The 17,243-nt window shown below is 71.3% G+C and carries 13 protein-coding genes and 1 tRNA gene; 7 read left to right on the forward strand and 7 right to left on the reverse strand.

All coding sequences use genetic code 11. The annotated features are described in order from the left end of the window. Nucleotide 1: 1 nt before the first annotated feature. Together IG74_RS0123395 and IG74_RS0123400 are read left to right on the forward strand one after the other, a co-directional pair. Nucleotides 2-2,296, forward strand: coding sequence for a xanthine dehydrogenase family protein molybdopterin-binding subunit (locus tag IG74_RS0123395; protein WP_030680707.1), 2,295 nt, complete (start codon nt 2-4; stop codon nt 2,294-2,296). A gap of 64 nt (nt 2,297-2,360) precedes the next feature. Further along, complete coding sequence (locus IG74_RS0123400; protein WP_267885588.1) at nt 2,361-2,903, forward strand: AAA family ATPase; 543 nt, start codon at nt 2,361-2,363, stop codon at nt 2,901-2,903. A 355-nt stretch (nt 2,904-3,258) separates the two neighbouring features. Here the strand turns inward: IG74_RS0123400 and IG74_RS0123405 are convergent, their stop codons facing one another. Both IG74_RS0123405 and IG74_RS0123410 read right to left on the reverse strand, forming a co-directional pair. Continuing rightward, entirely contained in the window at nt 3,259-3,954 is a 696-nt protein-coding gene (locus tag IG74_RS0123405) for a L,D-transpeptidase (protein ID WP_051855191.1), read from the reverse strand. Beyond that, nucleotides 3,944-4,471, reverse strand: coding sequence for a SigE family RNA polymerase sigma factor (locus IG74_RS0123410; RefSeq protein WP_030680714.1), 528 nt, complete (start codon nt 4,469-4,471; stop codon nt 3,944-3,946). The genes IG74_RS0123405 and IG74_RS0123410 overlap by 11 nt, the downstream gene beginning before the upstream one ends. A 125-nt stretch (nt 4,472-4,596) precedes the next feature. Between IG74_RS0123410 and IG74_RS0123415 the strand changes: the two genes are divergently transcribed. Then, the gene (locus IG74_RS0123415) at nt 4,597-5,568 is read left to right on the forward strand and encodes a L,D-transpeptidase (protein ID WP_078868984.1); all 972 of its coding nucleotides are present in this window, start codon (nt 4,597-4,599) and stop codon (nt 5,566-5,568) included. 31 nt (nt 5,569-5,599) lie between these two features. Here IG74_RS0123415 and IG74_RS0123420 read toward each other — a convergent pair. From IG74_RS0123420 to IG74_RS0123430, 3 genes are all read right to left on the reverse strand, one after another. Further along, nucleotides 5,600-5,671 (reverse strand) — tRNA-Cys (locus tag IG74_RS0123420). Between the two features lie 110 nt (nt 5,672-5,781). Then, nucleotides 5,782-11,397, reverse strand: coding sequence for a glycosyl hydrolase family 18 protein (locus IG74_RS48075; protein ID WP_051855193.1), 5,616 nt, complete (start codon nt 11,395-11,397; stop codon nt 5,782-5,784). 130 nt (nt 11,398-11,527) lie between these two features. Then, nucleotides 11,528-11,950: an ATP-binding protein gene (locus tag IG74_RS0123430; protein WP_030680721.1), complete on the reverse strand. Its 423-nt coding sequence runs from the start codon at nt 11,948-11,950 to the stop codon at nt 11,528-11,530. 156 nt (nt 11,951-12,106) lie between these two features. Here IG74_RS0123430 and IG74_RS0123435 point away from each other — a divergent pair, with 156 nt between their 5' ends. Next, nucleotides 12,107-12,961: a helix-turn-helix domain-containing protein gene (locus tag IG74_RS0123435; protein ID WP_030680724.1), complete on the forward strand. Its 855-nt coding sequence runs from the start codon at nt 12,107-12,109 to the stop codon at nt 12,959-12,961. Further along, nucleotides 12,958-13,227, forward strand: a complete 270-nt coding sequence (locus tag IG74_RS0123440) for a DUF397 domain-containing protein (RefSeq protein WP_030680729.1) — start codon at nt 12,958-12,960, stop codon at nt 13,225-13,227. Before IG74_RS0123435 ends, IG74_RS0123440 begins: the two co-directional genes overlap by 4 nt. Here IG74_RS0123440 and melC2 read toward each other — a convergent pair. Further along, nucleotides 13,209-14,036, reverse strand: a complete 828-nt coding sequence (gene melC2, locus IG74_RS0123445; RefSeq protein ID WP_030680731.1) for a tyrosinase MelC2 — start codon at nt 14,034-14,036, stop codon at nt 13,209-13,211. The two genes, IG74_RS0123440 and melC2, sit on opposite strands and share 19 nt — an antisense overlap. Before the next feature lie 17 nt (nt 14,037-14,053). Next, nucleotides 14,054-14,449 carry an apotyrosinase chaperone MelC1 gene (gene melC1 / locus IG74_RS0123450; protein ID WP_030680733.1) on the reverse strand — a complete coding sequence of 132 codons (396 nt, stop codon included), beginning with the start codon at nt 14,447-14,449 and terminating at the stop codon, nt 14,054-14,056. Between the two features lie 368 nt (nt 14,450-14,817). On the opposite strand from melC1, the gene IG74_RS0123455 reads away from it, so the two are divergent. Both IG74_RS0123455 and IG74_RS0123460 read left to right on the forward strand, forming a co-directional pair. After that, complete coding sequence (locus IG74_RS0123455) at nt 14,818-15,489, forward strand: hypothetical protein (RefSeq protein ID WP_158857729.1); 672 nt, start codon at nt 14,818-14,820, stop codon at nt 15,487-15,489. A 177-nt stretch (nt 15,490-15,666) separates the two neighbouring features. Next, the gene (locus IG74_RS0123460) at nt 15,667-17,142 is read left to right on the forward strand and encodes an MFS transporter (protein ID WP_030680740.1); all 1,476 of its coding nucleotides are present in this window, start codon (nt 15,667-15,669) and stop codon (nt 17,140-17,142) included. Nucleotides 17,143-17,243 lie beyond the last annotated feature (101 nt).

Raw genomic sequence — 17,243 nt, forward strand, 5'->3', positions numbered from 1 at the left:
CGTGACCAACGAAGCCGTCACCTCCCCCGGAGGGGCCGAGCAACTGCCGCACGGCATCGGCTCCTCGCTGCCGTCGGCGGACATCAGGGCCAAGACGGAGGGCACCTTCCCCTACGCCTCCGACCTGTGGGCCGAGGGCCTGCTGTGGGCGGCCGTCCTGCGCTCCCCGCACGCGCACGCGCGCGTGGTGTCCATCGACACCACCCACGCCCGCGAGCTGCCGGGCGTGCGCGCCGTCATCACGCACGAGGACGTGCCGGGCGCGCCCCGGCACGGCCGGGGGAGCGCCGACCGGCCGGTGTTCGCCTCCGAGGTGGTGCGCCACCACGGCGAGCCCATCGCCGCCGTCGCCGCCGACCACCCGGACACCGCGCGGATGGCCGCCGCCGCGATCATCGTCGAGTACGAGGCCCTCGACCCGGTCACCGACCCGGAGCAGGCCTTCGAGGCGCCGCCGCTGCACCCGGACGGCAATCTGATCCGGCACATCCCGCTGCGCCACGGCGACCCGGAGGCGACCGGCGAGGTCGTCGTCGAGGGCCTGTACCGCATCGGCCGCCAGGACCCGGCGCCGATCGGCGCGGAGGCGGGCCTCGCGGTGCCGCGCCCGGACGGCGGCGTCGAGCTGTACGTCGCCTCGACCGACCCGCACGGCGACCGCGACCGGGCGGCGCTCGTGTACGGCCTCACGCAGGACCTGGTGAAGGTCGTCGTCACCGGCGTGCCCGGTGCCACCGCCGACCGCGAGGACCCGGGCTTCCAGCTGCCGCTCGGCCTGCTCGCGCTGAAGACGGGCTGCCCGGTCAAGCTCACCGCGACCCGCGAGGAGTCCTTCCTCGGCCACGCCCACCGCCACCCGACGCTGCTCCGCTACCGCCACCACGCGGACGCGGAGGGCAAGTTGGTGAAGGTGGAGGCGCAGATCCTGCTCGACGGGGGCGCGTACGCGGACACCTCGGCGCAGGTGCTCGCCGCCGCCGTGTCCTTCGCCTGCGGCCCCTACGTCGTCCCGAACGCCTTCATCGAGGGCTGGGTGGTGCGGACGAACAACCCGCCGTCCGGGCACGTGCGCGGCGAGGGCGCCTTCCAGGTCTGCGCGGCGTACGAGGCGCAGATGGACAAGCTCGCCAAGAAGCTGGGCGTCGACCCGGCCGAGGTGCGCCTGCGCAACGCGATGGCGACCGGCGACGTCCTGCCCACGGGACAGACCGTGACGTGTCCGGCCCCGACGGCCGAACTCCTCACCGCCGTACGGGACTTCCCGCTGCCGGAGCTGCCGAAGGACACCCCGCCGGAGGAGTGGCTGCTGCCCGGGGGCCTGGAGGGCGCGGGCGAACCGGCCGCCGTCAGGCGCGGCGTCGGCTACGGCCTCGGCATGGTCCAGCTGCTCGGCGCGGAGGGCACCGACGAGGTCTCCACGGCCACCGTGAAGGTCCACGACGGCGTGGCGACGGTCATCTGCGCGGCCGTCGAGACCGGCCAGGGCTTCACGACGCTCGCCCGCCAGATCGTCCAGGAGACCCTCGGCATCGACGACGTGCGCGTGGCCCCCGTGGACACCGACCAGCCCCCGTCGGGCCCGAGCTGCCACGGCCGCCACACCTGGGTGTCGGGCGGCGCGGTGGAGCGGGCCGCGAAGATGGTCCGCACCCAGCTGCTCCAGCCCCTGGCGCACAAGTTCGGCATGTCCACCGAGCTGCTCCAGATCACCGACGGCAAGATCACCTCGTACGACGGCGTCCTCTCCACCACCGTGGAGGAGGCGATGGAGGGCAAGGAGCTGTGGGCCACGGCCCAGTGCCGCCCGCACCCCACCGAGCCGCTCGACGCCGACGGGCAGGGCGACGCCTTCGTGGGCATGGCCTTCTGCGCGATCCGCGCGGTGGTGGACGTGGACATCGAGCTCGGCTCGGTCCGGGTGGTGGAGCTGGCGGTCGCCCAGGACGTCGGCCGCATCCTCAACCCCGCGCAGCTGCGGGTCCGCATCGAGGCGGGCGTCACCCAGGGCCTCGGCGCGGCGCTCACCGAGAACCTCCGCACCCCGCGCGGCATCGTCCGCCACCCCGACCTGACGGGCTACGCCCTGCCGACGTCCCTGGACGCGCCGGACATCCGCATCGTCAAGCTCGTCGAGGAGCGCGACGTCGTCGCCCCCTTCGGCGCGAAGGCGGCCAGCGCGGTGCCGGTGGTCACGTCCCCGGCGGCGATCGCGTCCGCGGTGCGGGCGGCGACGGGCCGTCCCGTGAACCGGCTGCCGATCCGGCCGCAGGCCGCGGTGGGGGCGGAACTGGCCTGAGCCGCGTTCCGCTCACCGGAAAAGGGGAGGAGCGCCGGGCCCGCCCTGCGATACGTTCGCGCGTGTGAACGCACACACGGGTACGGGCGTCATCCTGATCACCGGCATCATGGCGGCGGGCAAGTCCACGGTCGCGCAGGCCCTCGCGGAGCGGCTTCCGCGCGCCGCGCACGTGCGCGGCGACGTGTTCCGGCGCATGATCGTCTCCGGCCGCGAGGAGTACGAGCCCGGCGCGGGCGGCGAGGCCGAGGCCCAACTGCGGCTCCGCTACGGCCTGTCGGCGGCCACGGCCGACGCGTACGCCGCCGCGGGCTTCACCGCGATCGTCCAGGACGTCGTCCTCGGCCCCGAGCTGAAGCGCTACGTCGACTCGATCCGGACCCGCCCCCTGTACGTCGTCGTCCTCGCCCCGCGCCCCGGAGCGGTCGCCGCCCGCGAGGCCGGCCGCGCCAAGACCGGCTACGGCGAGTGGACCGTCGAGGCCCTCGACAACGGCCTGCGCGCCGAGACCCCGCGCATCGGACTGTGGCTGGACAGCTCGAAGTTGACGGTGGATCAGACGGTGTCGGCGGTCCTCGCGCGCCTGGACGAGGCGGCGGTGGCCTGAGCGCGGAATGTCTCAGACCGGTCCCGAGGACGTCCCAGCTGACCTATGACGCCATAAATCCCTTTTAATTCGGGCGAGTTGCAAGGCACCATCGAAGTGTCCCGAACCACTCACCGCACGATCCGACTCGTTACGGGGGAGAGACGTCATGGGGGATGACAACGACACCGGCTGGGGCTGACGGCCTCACACTCTGAAGACGCGCCAAGGGGCGGCTCCGGTTGGAGCCGCCCCACACTTGTGTTTCTCAGCCCGTCCGGCGTTTGAGGACGAGGGCGCAGCGCGATGGGCGGGGTCCAGGGGCGGCAGCCCCTGGTTTCGGGAAGGGGCGGGATTGGGGAGCCCCCGGCAGGGCCTAGCGCCGCACCGTCACGACCGCCCCCGGCGACAGCCGCCCGTACACCCACCGGGCATCCGCAGAGCGAAGCCCGATGGACCCCCGCGTGGCGTCGCGCGTACCCGGCGCCCCCTCCGCGTACGTCATCGCGACGAGGAAGTTGGCCCGCCCGTCGGGCCCCCGCAGTTCCACCACCCACGGCAACCGCACGTCGTACTCGTCCCCGAGCCCCACCGACTCACTGGTGAGCCTCTTCACGCGGTGCTTGGCGACGACCGTCATGCGGCCGGTCGCGGTCGGGTGGGAGGCGTTCCCGGAGGAGACGGGCACGCGCCGCCCGTCCAGGGTCAGCGTGCGCGCGCCGAGGTCGACGGTGGCGGCGGGCGCGGCGGAGCGCGTGCTGGGGGCGGCGGGCGGCGCGGGCCGGGCGTCGGAGCCGCCGCCGAGGGCGCCCGTGAGGCCGAACGCGAGGGCGGCCACGGCGACGGCGGCGCCGCCCGCGAGGGCGGTGTGCCGGCGCCGCCGCCGGGCCACGGCCCGGCGGCGGACCTGGGCCCCGGCCACGGGCGCGGGCGCCGCACCGCTCGCGGCGAGCGAGCGCAGGGACGCGGACAGTCCGGGGGCGGCCAGCTCCGGGGCGGACGGCTCCGGGACGGACAGCTCCGGTACGGCCGGTTCGGGGGCGGACGGCTCGCGGGACAGGTCATCGGACACGGCCGGTCTCCTTCGCGCTGGGCGGCCCGCCGAGGGCGTCGTTCTCGTCGGCCGAGAGGATCCGGGCGAGGGCCGCGCGGCCGCGCGAGAGGCGGGCCTTGACCGTCCCCGAGGGGGCACCGGTCTCGGCGGCCACCTCCTCCACGCTGAGGTCGCACAGGTGGTGCAGCACGATCGCGAGGCGCTGCGCGTCGGGAAGCTGCCGCAGGGCGTGCACGAGGGCGAGGTGTTCGGGCCCAGGCCCTGGCGCGTGCTCGGGCGGCGGGGTGCGGCGCACCAGGTCGAGCCAGCGCCGGGCCCGCCGCCAGTGGCTGACCGCGAGGCGCATGGCGACCGTGCGGATCCACGCCTCCGGCGCCTGAGTGGCGAGGAAGTCGCGCCGCCGGTCCCAGGCGCGGACGAAGGCCTCCTGGACGACGTCCTGGGCCTGCCCGTGGTCGCCGGTGAAGGCGTAGACCTGGCCGACGACGCGGGGGAACGCCGACGCGTAGAACGCGTCGAACTCGTCCTCCGTCATGCCGCCCCCGAGGGTCCCGAAAACCGTCCCGAAAAGTTTCTCGCACGGCATGCAACCCGGTGGCCCCTGGCGTGCGTACAGGTCGCGTACATCGAAGCACACCACACAGGGGGGCTCTGTTGACCATGGGAAACAGCGGAAACAGGGGCAGCGAGCAGGCCAGGGGCAACACCCGGATCTGGGGGCGCAGGGGAGCCGCGGCGGCGCTCGGCGCCCTGCTGCTCGCGGGCTGCGGCGTCGGCGGCGGCGAGGGCGACGCGGGCGGCACGAGCGACGGCAAGGGCGGCGGGCCCGCCGCGGCGGCCCCGGCCGCGAAGCCGTCCCCGCGCGCGAAGCCGCTGCCCGCGGCGCTGCGCGAGGGCGCCAAGGTCAACCTCTTCGACGGCCAGACGGTCGGCGTCGGCATGCCGGTGTCGGTGACGTTCGCGCGGCCCGTCCCGGCGGCGGAGCGCGCGGCGGTGGAGAGGCGCCTGAAGGTCACCACGGACAACGGCACGACCGGCTCCTGGAGCTGGGTCAAGGACCGCAACCTGCACGAGGGCCAGCGGATCGACTACCGCCCCGAGACCTACTGGAAGCCCGGCACGAAGATCACCGTCCGGGCGGGCAAGGCCATCGACAGGACTGTCACGGTGGGCCGCTCCCTCGTGGCCACGGTGGACGTGCGCCAGCACACCATGACGGTGGTGAAGGCCGGGACCACGCGCCGCGTGCCGATCACGGCGGGCGCCCCGGGCATGGACACCTGGAACGGCACGATGGTCGTCTCCGACAAGCAGCGCCGCGTCCTCATGGACTCCCGGACCGTCGGCTACGGAGACGCGTACAAGGGCTACTACGACTACGCGGTGCACCTGACGACGTCGGGCACGTATCTGCACCAGAACCCCAAGGCCAACACGTTCGCGGGGAACACCAACGTGACGCACGGCTGCATAGGCCTCGCCACGGACGGCACGGCACAGCGCTTCTACGAAGAGGTGATCCCCGGGGACGTCATCCGCGTCACGGGCTCCACGGAGACGGTGGCCGCGGGGAACGGCTACGGCGACTGGAACGTGCCGTGGGACCAGTGGAAAGCGGGCAGCGCCCTGTAGGCGCCGCCCGCTCGGTCCTGTCCGGACGTAGAGGCCGTGACCGGAATCGAACCGGTGTGCTTCGCTTTGCAGGCGAATCCCTAAACCACTCGGGCACACGGCCAAGCTGTGCTCTCTTGTCCTCGACCGTAGGCGGTGGCCGCGGCCTCTCTCAAGGCCGCGGCCCGTCCCGCAACGGGACCGCCATACGGCGTTCATGAACGCCGGGAGGAGCTACGGCGTGGGGCCGAGCTTCTTCCAGGGGCGGCTTCCGTCGGCTTCGGTCCTGCCCGGTTCGACCGTGGTGTACCACTGGGCGTACCAGTAGAAGCCGTCGTGCTTGACGTAGGCGCCGGTGGCCCGCTTGGGGTCGCCGGTCAGGATGTGGGTCTCGTGGTCGTTGTCGCCGTTGGCGGCCTCGGCCTCCTGCCCGGTGGCGGCGCGCAGCTTGAAGAGCTTGCCGTGCTTGGGTCCGCCGGGCGAGCCCTCGGTGCCGTCGTCGTTGACGGGGACGAAGCGCCAGCGCTGGCGTTCGCCGTCGCCGCAGTCCCGGGTGGCGAGGTCCTCTCCGGCGTCGGTGGCGGTGAGGCACTGGCCGCTGTTGCCGATGGTGTACCAGCCGTCGCCCGCGTCCTTGACCTGCCAGAACTGGTTGGGGTTGGTCGTGGACGGGGACACGAGGTGGACCCGTGACTGGTCGGGGTAGTAGTCCATGTTCATCTGCTGGTACTCGAACTGCCAGCCCTTGTCGCCCTTGTCGAACGCGCCCCAGAGGCGGCCCGCCGACGGGGTGTACGTCTTGCCGGGCTTCCAGTCGACGGCGGGGCAGCCACCGGCCGCGGGGGCCGGGGGCTCCACGGTGTCGGTGCCCCGGCGCTGGTCACCGGTGACGCCGAACTCCTTGTCGCCGATCTTGACCACGGTGTTCGCGGGGCCGGTGATCGGCAGGTAGTACTTGACGTCGATGTCCATGGACTTGCCCGGCGGGATGTCCTCGCAGTAGCCGAGTTCGATGGTCACGCGGTGGAAGTCTGCCTTCAGTCCGCCCTTGTTGGAGCCGCTGCGGCCGGGTTTGACGATCGGCATCACCTTGTAGTCGTTGTCCTTGATGACGGGCGGGGCGGAGGTGGGGATGTCGAAGGAGATCTCGGTGCCCTGGCCGAGGGTCTCCTTGCTGTTGTTGGTGATGCGCAGCTTGGGCTGGAGGGGGTAGAAGTCGTCCTTCCCGGTGGGGAAGTCGACGAGCTCGACGTCGGCGTCGATGACCTGCCGGGGCAGGGTGCGACCCTGGCCCGCCTTGGTCGCCCCGTAGGGGCCCGCAGCGCGCATCGCCTTGTCCAGGCGCGTCGTCAGGTCGTAGCCCATGCCGTACTCGCCGCCGGGCCGCTCCGCGTAGTCACCCGCGAGCTCCCACAGCATGACGCCGCCGATGCCGTTGTCCTTCACGTACTCGGCCTTGGCGTCGATGGACCGCTCGTTCTCGGTGGACAGGAACACCTTCTTGTCGGCGTTCCACAGCCACGGGGCTTCCAGCTCGGAGCTGTACTTCTCGCTGTAGTCGCCGCGCAGCTTGTTCCGCTGCTGCGTGGTGTCGAGCCCGTACGACCTCAAGTAGCCGGGCGTGGTGCCGCGTTGCAGGTTCTTCGCGTGCCACAGCGGGTTGGAGCCCGCGGCGACCTCCTTGCCGTCCTCGATGTCGTGCCAGATGTTGTCGATGCCCTCGGCGCCCATGCCGCAGTCCGAGTGGCCGCCACGGCCACCGGTGCCAAGCGGGCAGTCACCCTGCTGCGGCAGCGACGAGGTGCCCCACAGGCCGTCCTGGCCGCCCTGTACGTCGCGCCAGCCGCGCGTGTAGTAGGGCAGGCCGAGGTTGATGCGGCCCGCGGGGAGCGCGCCCCGGTAGTAGTGGTACGCCCAGTCGGTGTTGAAGTAGCCGTGCTTCTGGAAGTCCTTGGTGTCCGCCTTCTGGTCGTCGTAGACGCCGGCGGCCGCCAGCTCGTTGTCCTTGCCGTCGTCGTACAGCGGCGCCTGCGGGCCGACGTACTTGTTCCAGGAGCCGTGCAGGTCGTACGACATGACGTTGACGAAGTCCTGGTACTGGAAGGACTTTCCGGCGTCCAGGCCGCGCACCAGATAGCCCGACGAGGAGCCCGCGGAGGTGAGCTGGAGGTACCGGCCCTTGTCGGCCCCGGCCCGGTCGAGCTTCTCCCGCAGCGTCTTCATCAGCGCGTTGTAGCCCTTGGTCAGGCCCTTGCGGCGCGGGTCGGCGACGTCCCAGTCCTTGGGGTTGCCGGTCTTGGGCAGCGCGGTGGGGTACTCGTAGTCGATGTCCACCCCGTCGAACCCGTACCGCTGGAGGAAGTCGACGACGGAGTCCGCGAAAGTGTCGATGCCGCCCTGGTTGACCGATCCGTCCGCGTTGGTGGCCATCGAGTAGAACTCGCGGGTCTCCGCCCAGCCGCCGACCGAGATCAGCGTCTTCACCGACGGGTGCCGCTTCTTGTACTTGGTCAGCAGGTTGAAGTGCCCCTTGTACGGCAGCGAGTCGTCCATCTCGGCGCGCGGGTTGCCGGGCCAGGTCATGCCGGTGGCCGGGTTCTTCGGGTCGGACGTGTCCCCGACCGAGATCTTGTCGTCCTTGACGTGCGCGAACGCGTAGTTGATGTGCGTGACCTTGGTCCACGGGATGTTGCCGACCAGGTACTTCGGGTCGCCCTTGGCGCCGGTGCGCCAGCCGGTGAAGTAGCCGACCACGCGCCGCGAGCGGCCGTTGCCGAGCCACTCGCGGCCCTGCTCGTCGTACACGTCGCAGTAGGGCGTGTCCACCCCGGCCGTCTTCGCCATCCCCTCGGGCCGGCAGTCGCCGGAGGCGGCGGGCTTGTCGTCACGCACCGGTTCCCCGTCGTCGTACGGGTCACCGGCGTCGCCGTCCTTGCCTTCGTCGTCCGGCTTCTCCGGAGTGACTCCGAGGGCCTTCCACCGCTGCCCGGCGTCGTCGGCCGCGCAGTCCTTGAGGGCCAGCGTCTCGTCCTCGCCGCCCGCCGTCAGACACCGGCCGCCGTTGCGCAGCCGCGTCCAGCCGTCGCCCGCGTCCTCGGCCTGCCACAGCTGGTCCTTGTCCCCGTCGTCGTCCTTGGCGAGGCGCGCCTCGTGCTTGTCGGTGTCATGGGCCAGTACGGGGGCGCCGTCCAGGGCGCTGATGATCTGCCACCCCTCGGGCGTGGAGCGTGCCCGCCACTTCTGGGCGGGGTGGTCCTTGGGCGCGAGCGCCTTCACGCGGGTGCCCGGCTCCGACCACGCGTTGTCGACGTCGGCGACGAGGTCGTCCTTGGCGGACTTGAGGTGGCCGGTGCGGTGGATGGGCTGGGGGCGGGGGGTGATCTTTATGTCGGCCTTCTCGATCTTCCATGAGATGCGAAGGAAATTGGAGGTGCTGCACGGCCTCAGGGAGCCCCATTGGGTGGAACGGGGTTCAACGGCCAGGCACCACTTCTCGTCATCCGTGGTGATGAAGAAAGCACCGGGTGACCCGATTGGCTTGATCTTCCAGATGCGGGGGGTGTCGGTGACGGATGCCCATTGCCACGAACTCCCGCCGTCACCCTGCAGGTACTGTCCCGTCCTGTTCCTGATGGCGGTCTCTAGTACCTCGTCGTCCTCAGGCTCCTCGCCGGTCTTCAGGGCGCTGGGGTCACCGTTGATGTACCACCGTCCTGTGTCGGCGTCGTCCGGGCCTGTGGACACCCACTTGGAATCGGGTGTGTGACGCTGCAGAACTTCCTGGGGAATGGCGTCATTCGTTTTGTACTGGGAAATGCGGACCGCGTGCTCAAGGCCCACACCGTCAGTGTCCTGGCCCGGAGTGCCCACGCACGTCGACGTCTTCGCCTGCCCCGGCACGCGCGACCGGGCGAAATCCGCCAGACACGAGCCGAGCGCCTTCTGCCCGTAGGCATTGGGGTGGATGGCCTCCTGCTTGGCCCCTTGGGACCCCCACAGCCAGTTCTGCGTCTTGTCGAACAGGAACGGAATCCACCGGACCCACTCTGCGTCCGCGTCCGACACCGGGTTCGCGCGCGAGTTCGCGCTCGTGGCCTGCTTGGTGCCCTTGCGGCACAGCTCGTGCCCAGCGAACGCGTCCTCCACGTTCAGCAGGGATGTCCCGGCGTTCTTCGCCGCGTCGCGCAGCATGGAGGTAATGCCCGGCATGAGCTCGTCGCGGGCCCAGTCCACGTCGGTGTCGCGGAAGGGGCAGCCCCCGATGCTGTAGCGGTCGGTATCGCCGTCATGGACGTCGTACTTCATCTGCTCGCTGCGGGGCAGTGGATTCGGGTATGTGCTCAGCACCAGGTCGTACTCGTCGCGCTCGTACCCGGCGTCCGTCATGACGGAGCGGATCTTCTCCAGGGCCTTGACGACGTCGCCCCGTGTTTTGTCCAGCTTCTCCTTCAGCTCCGCGTTCGCGGAGCTCGTGTTGCAGGAGCCGCCGCTCGGCCAGCCCCAGTAGCGCCAGACGCAGTCGGTGATGATCTTGGAGAAGCCCAGGTCGTTGCCGCCGATGGACACCACGATCATCTTGACGTCGTAGTCCTTCGCCAATTGCGCCAGCTTCTCCGCCTGCGGCTCCTGGTTCTTGAATTTCTCCGAGGTGATGTGTTTCGTCTCGGCCCCTGAGCAGGCGATGTTGAAACGGCGTTCTCTGGGGATGCCGTCGAGCGCGGCGCTCTTGATGGGGGCGACGTCCGAGCGGTCGCAGCCGGTTCCGCCGTCGTACGACGTCTCTCCGTAGATGCAGTCCTTGCCGCCCTCGCAGTCGGCCCTGCGGTCGGTGCCCCACACGTCGCCGCCGGGGCCGGTGTTGGCGTTGCCCGCCCACCGGCCGGCCTCACCGGAGATGTAGCTGTCGCCCATGGAGACGGCAGCGGTCTCCTTCCCGCAGGCCTCGCCGCGTGTGGTGGAGCGGGCTACGGTATTTCGATTGCGGCAGCGCGTCTCGAACAACACCGCATGGTGGTCGGAGTAGAGGTTGTTCACGCGCACGCCCACGTAGGTGGCCGGCGGCGCGGCGCTGGTGATCGCGTAGTCCAGGTTCTTCCCTGTGGGAAGGGTGGGGAGAGGGGCCTTGTACGTAGCCGTTCCGGAGTCCACGACATGTGCTCCGTTGAGGTCGGCGCGCCCCCACGTCTCCGCTCTCCTGTTGAAGTCACCGAGCACTGTCCAACTGATGAGACCCGCATCCGCCCTGGCCGCGGCGATGCGGTTGGCGGTGTCACCCCGGTCGTCGGTGTTGTTCGCGCCGTGCACGCTGTAGAACCACGTGTCACCGCCCACCTTGATGCCGAGCATCGGCTTGGGATTGCCCGGGACCAAGTCCCCGTTGCCGTCCACGGCCCGCCCGATGACGTGGACGTCATTGGCGAGCGACACGTCCAGTTCGCTCTTGACCACGAAGCCGAGGTTCCGGGTGGAGTTGCCGTTCTCGATGCCGAGGAAGAACAGGTCGTAGCCCCTTGCCTTGACGAACGGGTCACTACATTCGGTCACCTCCCAGTACCGGGGGTCCTCGGTCCCGGCCAGACGGCCGCTCCGGACCTGGCGCGTCTCTGACCTGCTGTCGACGCAAGGAGCCCAACTGCCCAGCTCTTGGAGCGCCACGACGTCGGGTGCGTCAGAGGTGTCCAGGAGATCGGCTTCCAGGTTTCCGCCTGCGTTCGTTACGGTGCCGTCCCAGCGGTTTCCGTTCTGCATGTTGAACGTGGCCGCCTTATAGGTATGCATGGCGGCGAGGGCAGGCGGCGCCTGGGTGACCGCGAGGGCCCCCAGCAGCGTCGTCAGCAGGGCCAGCGTCACGGCCCCTGCCAAGCCCTGCCGGGCTGGGGCCCGGCGTGGGCGATATGGATGTCTCATGGTGCCGGACGGTAATCGGGGCTGGTCAACGGCCGATCAACAACTCTTGGCTCAGGAGAATCCCCATCGATCCCTACCGGCCGCAGCCGAGCTCCGCCCACACCGTCTTGCGCGGCTCCGGGCCGACCTCCGTGCCCCAGCGGTCCGCGAAGGCCGCCACCAGCGCGAGGCCCCGGCCCGACTCGTCGTCCGGTTCCGCCGCCCCCGGCGCGCGGGGCAGCCGCTCGGCGCACGTGTCGCTCACCTCCACCCGCAGCACCCCGTTCGCCGTGAGCCGCAGCGTCAGGCGGAAGTTCCGCCCCGGCACGTGCCCGTGCCGCACCGCGTTGCTCGCCAGCTCCGCCACGATGTGCTCCGCGCTCTCGAAGGGGCGCTCCCACGCCATGAGTTCGCGTACGACGGCACGCCGGGCCAGGTGCGCTCCGCGCGGGCTTGACGGCATCAGCGCGCTGAACTGCCGTACGGGGGCCAGGGCTTGTGTGGTCTCTGTGTTCATGCGCCTCAGCGTGGCGCAAGGCACTTAGCCTGCACCGTGGTGCGGTGTGCACGTACGGTGACTGTCCCGTCGCTGTCCGGTCCTGTCCCGGCTGTCCAGGGTGTCGTACGGGTACGGCTGCGCGTTGGAGCGGGGCGGCACTTCGGAGGTGCGTTGATGAGCGCGGACGGCGAGAGCGTGGACGAGGCGGGCTGGGACGTCGAGCCCGAGGACGAGATCGCGTCGGTGGTGGAGGCCTTGGGCCACCAGCAGCGGCGCTGGCGCGAGGCGCGCGGCCTGAGCGCGTCGGAGTTCGGCGAGGCCATCGGCTACGGCGAGGACCAGGTGCGCAAGGTGGAGCGCGGAGCGCGGATCCCGCGCCCGGAGTACCTGGACGCGGCGGACGAGGTCCTGGACGCGAACGGTTTCATCTCGGCGATGAAGGAGGAGATGGCCAAGGCGAGGTACCCGAAGAAGGTTCGGGAGCTGGCGAAGCTGGAGGAGAGGGCTGTGGAGCTGTGCCTCTACAGCAACCACAACATCCATGGGCTGTTGCAGACGGAAGAGTACGGAGATGCGCTGCTGCGGACGCGGCGGCCCGCGTACTCCCAGGACGAGCTTGAGCAGCTGCTTGCCGCGCGGATGGCGCGACAGTCCATCCTCAAGCGTAGCCAGGCGCCTGAGCTGAGCTTTGTCCAGGAAGAGGTGACGCTCCGCAGGCCTGTTGGGGGGACAATGGTTTTGCGTCGGCAGCTCGAACATCTCCTGGAGGTAGGTCAGTTGCCAAGCGTCGAACTCCAGGTGATGCCTACGAGCTGTGAGGGACATCCCGGCCTGAGCGGCCTGATCGAGGTGTTGAAGTTCGGCGACGGCTCGGGAGTGGGGCGGGGTGAGGGCATGTTCGGCAGCCGCCCCGTCTACGAAGCGAAGCAGCTCCGCATCCTCGAACTGCGGTATGGCATCATCCGGGCCCAGGCTCTCACGCCGAGGGAGTCGATGGCCTTCATCGAGCAAGTGCTGGGAGAGACATGACCCGTAAGTCCTACGTCGGGGGCGCTTCCGAGCTGGAGTGGTTCAAGAGCAGTTACAGCGACAGTAGCAACATCAACGACTGCGTTGAGGTCGCGCTGGAGTGGGCCAAGAGCAGCTACAGCAGCAGCAATGAGGGCACGGACTGCGTCGAGGTCGCCACCACCCCCGGCACCATCCACGTACGGGACTCCAAGAACAAGCAAGGCCCCTGCCTAGGGTTCAGCGCAGGGGCCTGGCGCGACTTCCTTCAGGCCGCCACGTCGTAGGTGTAGTACCTCGTGTGGTCCAGCATGTCCGCAGGGGTCACGTCGCCCCACGGCCGCATCGTGTCGCGCAGGTCGACGACGTTGCGCGTGCCCGCTGCGGGCAGGTAGGGCGAGTTGGGGTGCCGCGACTGCCACTGCGTCCACAGCTTGTCGACGTAGGCGTGGTGCAGCCAGAAGACGGGGTCGTTGGGGGAGGCCCCGGTGGCCATGTGGCCGCCGACCCAGACGTGGACGCGGTTGTGGAGGTTCACGCCGCGCCACCCTTCGAGGTGGTTGCGGAAGCCGTCGGACGCGCTGTTCCACGGCGCGGCGTCGTAGACGGGCGTGGCGAGGACGGAGTCCACCTCGGCCTTGGTGGGGAGCTGGACGCCGCTGGAGCCGAGGCCGCGGCGGAGGAAGTCGCGCCCGTCGACGCGGACGTTGATGCGCCAGCCGTTGCCCGTGGCGGCGAAGGCGCCGTCCGTGACCTGGCCGTCGCGGGAGCGCCCCGTGCCGCCGAGGAAGTCGGGGGCCCAGAGGGAGGCGGCGGGGGTGCGGTCGGTGGTCCAGTCCCAGTAGGGCAGGGCGACGGAGGCGTCGACGGACTGGAGGGCCTGCTCGAACTGTATGAGGAAGCGGCGGTGCCAGGGCAGGAACGACGGGGAGCGGTGGCCGACGCGGTCGCTGTCGTCGCGGTCGCTCATGATGAAGTCGTTGTGAGTGGAGACGAAGGAGTCGTAACGCCCGTCGCGCTTCAGCGCGAGCAGCGCGTTGACGAAGCGCCGCTTCTCGTCGGCGGTGAGCTGGGCCTGGTTCTTGCGTACGGTCATGGCGGCGGGGCTCCGGATCAGCGGGTGGAGGGGACGAGCGGGACCAGGGCGGCGCCCTGGAGGTCGTCGACGGCGGCGCGGGCGAGGGCGCGGGGCGTGGCCTGCGGGTCGTAGTGGGTGATGGCGCTGATCCAGGTGCCGTCGGCGTTGCGCATGATGTGCAGCTCGTCGCCGTCGATGCGGACGGAGTAGCCGCCGCCGTGGTCGGCGTGGTGCCCGCCGTGGCCTCCGGCGGGCCCGCCCTGGATGCGGCGGCCGAGGTAGACCTCGTCGAAGGAGGCGGGCTCGGCGGGGCGGGCGCCGCGCGGGGCGGCGGCAGCGGGCGTGGCGCCGACGCCGACGACGGCGAGCCCGGCGGCGGCGCTCGCGGCGCTCGCCGCGCCGATGGCCTGGCGGCGGGTGATTCCGGACATGCGTGAGACCCCCAAGTGTGCGTGGTGGAGAGGCAGTGCCGGTGGTCGGGCCGGGCTGCTGTTCCCATGCGTACAGGGAGGGGAGGGAGAGTCCGCAATCGGCAGGCAGGGTTGCCCGCCATTACGGACACCTACGCACAAATAGTGCATTCTTGAACGACGCCGATCCTGCGGCGCGTTCACTCGCGTGGCGTGCGGGCCGCAGATTCTGCGGTGGAAGTGACGATACCGTGAAAGATCTTCACGACTGCACCACGGCTCGTGCCCGGCGTCACAAGGAAAACGTGTCCGAAAAGCCGTGCCGCGTGAGTAGCCCTTGAGTACCCGTACTCAAGGCCGCTTCCGGGCTGTTGGCGACACTGGTGCGCATGACGACACCGCCCCCGCAGGCCCCGGTTCCCCCTCCGCCTCCCTATGCGCCGCAGCAGTCGCAGCCGCCGCAGCCGTCGCCGTCGGGGCGGTCGCGGCGGCGGCAGGGGATCATCGCGGTCGTGGTCGTGACGCTGGTGGGTGCCGGGCTCGGGGCCTGGTGGTGGAGCAGGGGCGGGGACGAAGAGCCGCTGGCGGGGCGGCCCTGGGAGACGGACCTGAAGGCCGGGGTGTCGTACCGGCTTCCCGAGGGCTGGACGCGGGACAAGGGGGACCTCGTCAACGCCTTCACGAGCTCGATCAGGACGGGCGCCGAGGGCGAGGGCGAGGACAGCGGCCGCTACGGCATGGTGCTCACCGGACGCGGCGGCGCCGTCGCGGAGTCGGACCTGAAGGCCCAGACGGAGCGCGCCGCCCGGTCCAACGCGGAGTTCTTCAACCCGGACGGGTCGGCGGAGCAGACCGGGTCCGAGGCGACCACGGTCGGCGGGCACCCCGCCCACACGGTCGTCCTCATGATGAAGGGCGAGGACGGCGAGACCCGGCTGCGCCTCACGGTGATCAGCGCGGACGCCGGACGGTCGGTGTTCCTGATGGGCCTGGCGAAGCCGGGCGAGGGGGCCGAGCAGGAGGCGGCGGACGCGGTCCTCAAGAGCGCGAAGGTGCTGTGAGCCCGGCGCGCTGACCCCCGGCGGAAGGCCGCCCGCCACCGGGGCCCCCTCCCCGGGTCGGAGAGAGCAGGTCCGCGAACGCCGTGGAAGAGGCCGGGGGCGTACGACCAAGGGACCAGGTCAGGCCCGTCTCCAGACAGGCGTCGGATGTCGGTGCCCGCTCCTACGCTGGCCGGCATGACCACCCACGACTCCCGCGACACCGACGTCGCCACCGCACCAGCCGCCCCGCAGGCGGCACCCCACGAGGTGTCCGACGGCGGTGTGCTCGCGAAACCGTATCGGGCGCTGAGCATCGGGATCGTGTCCGTCGTGCTGCTCATCGCCTTCGAGGCGACCGCCGTCGGCACGGCGATGCCGGTGGCGGCCCGGGAGCTCGACGGCCTCTCGCTGTACGCGTTCGGGTTCTCCGCGTACTTCACGACCAGCCTGTTCGGGATGGTGCTCTCCGGGCAGTGGGGCGACCGGCGCGGCCCCCTCGGCCCGCTGACCGGCGGCATGTCCGCCTTCGCCGCGGGCCTCCTGCTGTCCGGCACGGCGGGCGCGATGTGGCAGTTCATCCTGGGCCGGGCCGTGCAGGGCTTCGGCGGCGGCCTCGTCATCGTGTCCCTGTACGTGGTGGTGAGCCGGGTGTACCCGGAGCGCCTCCGGCCTTCGATCATGGCGGCGTTCGCGGCCGCCTGGGTGGTGCCGTCCGTGGTCGGCCCCCTGGTGTCGGGCACCGTGACGCAGCACCTGGGCTGGCGGTGGGTGTTCATCGGCGTCCCGGTCCTGGTCGCCGCGCCCCTCGCGCTCGCCCTGCCCGCGATCCGCCGGGACGCTTCGGGCCCGCTGGACCCGGACGCCCCGGCCGAGCCCCTGGACCGCCGCCGCGTCCGGCTCGCCCTCGGCATCTCGCTCGGCGCGGGCCTGCTCCAGTACGCGGGCCAGGACCTGCGCTGGCTGTCCCTGCTCCCGGCGGCGCTCGGCGCGGCCGTCCTGGTCCCCTCCGTGCTCGGCCTGCTGCCGCGCGGCACCTACCGCGCCGCGCGCGGGCTTCCCTCCGTGGTGCTGCTGCGGGGCGTGGCCGCCGGGTCCTTCGTCGCCGCCGAGTCGTTCGTGCCGCTGATGCTGGTCAGTGAGCGCGGCCTGTCACCGACGCTCGCGGGCCTCTCGCTCGCGGCGGGCGGCGCCACCTGGGCCCTCGGCTCGTACGTGCAGTCGCGGCCGCGCATGGAGGCCCACCGGGAGAAGCTGGTGGCCGTCGGGATGGTGCTCGTCGCCGTCGCCATCGCCACCGCGCCCAGCGTGCTGATCGACGCCGTCCCGGTGTGGACCGTCGCGGTCGCCTGGGGCGTCGGCTGCCTCGGCATGGGCATGGTCATCGCCTCGACCAGCGTCCTGCTGCTCCGCCTCTCGCCCCCACAGGACGCGGGCTCGAACTCCGCCTCGCTCCAGATATCCGACGGCCTGTCCAACGCCCTCCTGCTCGCCGCGGGCGGCGCCGCCTTCGCCGCGCTCGGCGGCGGCATGATCGGCGGCCACGGCTCGGGCGCCGGGGCCGCGGGCTCGCACCCGGGCGCCTTCACCGCGGTGTTCCTGCCGATGGCGGCCGTGGCGCTCGCCGGGGCCTGGCTGGGCACGCGTCTGCGGGCACCCGCCGCGAAGGCCTGAGACCACCCGGCGGACCGGTGTGAACCGCGTCGCACCCCGGGGCGGACCCGAGCGTCAGCCCTGGAGTGCGGTCATCCCACCGGTAGGGTGGCCCGGTTGTC

Source organism: Streptomyces sp. NRRL B-1347 (assembly GCF_000720325.1).
Classification (GTDB): Bacteria; Actinomycetota; Actinomycetes; order Streptomycetales; family Streptomycetaceae; genus Streptomyces.

Bases quoted from the DNA above. Each gene is read 5' to 3' on its own strand.
- IG74_RS0123410 (WP_030680714.1), bottom strand. From the start codon at position 4,471: ATGACGGAGGACGAGTTCGACGCGTTCTACGCGTCGGCGTTCCCCCGC.
- IG74_RS0123415 (WP_078868984.1), top strand. From the start codon at position 4,597: ATGGGAAACAGCGGAAACAGGGGCAGCGAGCAGGCCAGGGGCAACACC.
- IG74_RS0123430 (WP_030680721.1), bottom strand. From the start codon at position 11,950: ATGAACACAGAGACCACACAAGCCCTGGCCCCCGTACGGCAGTTCAGC.
- IG74_RS0123435 (WP_030680724.1), top strand. From the start codon at position 12,107: ATGAGCGCGGACGGCGAGAGCGTGGACGAGGCGGGCTGGGACGTCGAG.
- IG74_RS0123440 (WP_030680729.1), top strand. From the start codon at position 12,958: ATGACCCGTAAGTCCTACGTCGGGGGCGCTTCCGAGCTGGAGTGGTTC.
- melC2 (WP_030680731.1), bottom strand. From the start codon at position 14,036: ATGACCGTACGCAAGAACCAGGCCCAGCTCACCGCCGACGAGAAGCGG.
- melC1 (WP_030680733.1), bottom strand. From the start codon at position 14,449: ATGTCCGGAATCACCCGCCGCCAGGCCATCGGCGCGGCGAGCGCCGCG.
- IG74_RS0123455 (WP_158857729.1), top strand. From the start codon at position 14,818: ATGACGACACCGCCCCCGCAGGCCCCGGTTCCCCCTCCGCCTCCCTAT.
- IG74_RS0123460 (WP_030680740.1), top strand. From the start codon at position 15,667: ATGACCACCCACGACTCCCGCGACACCGACGTCGCCACCGCACCAGCC.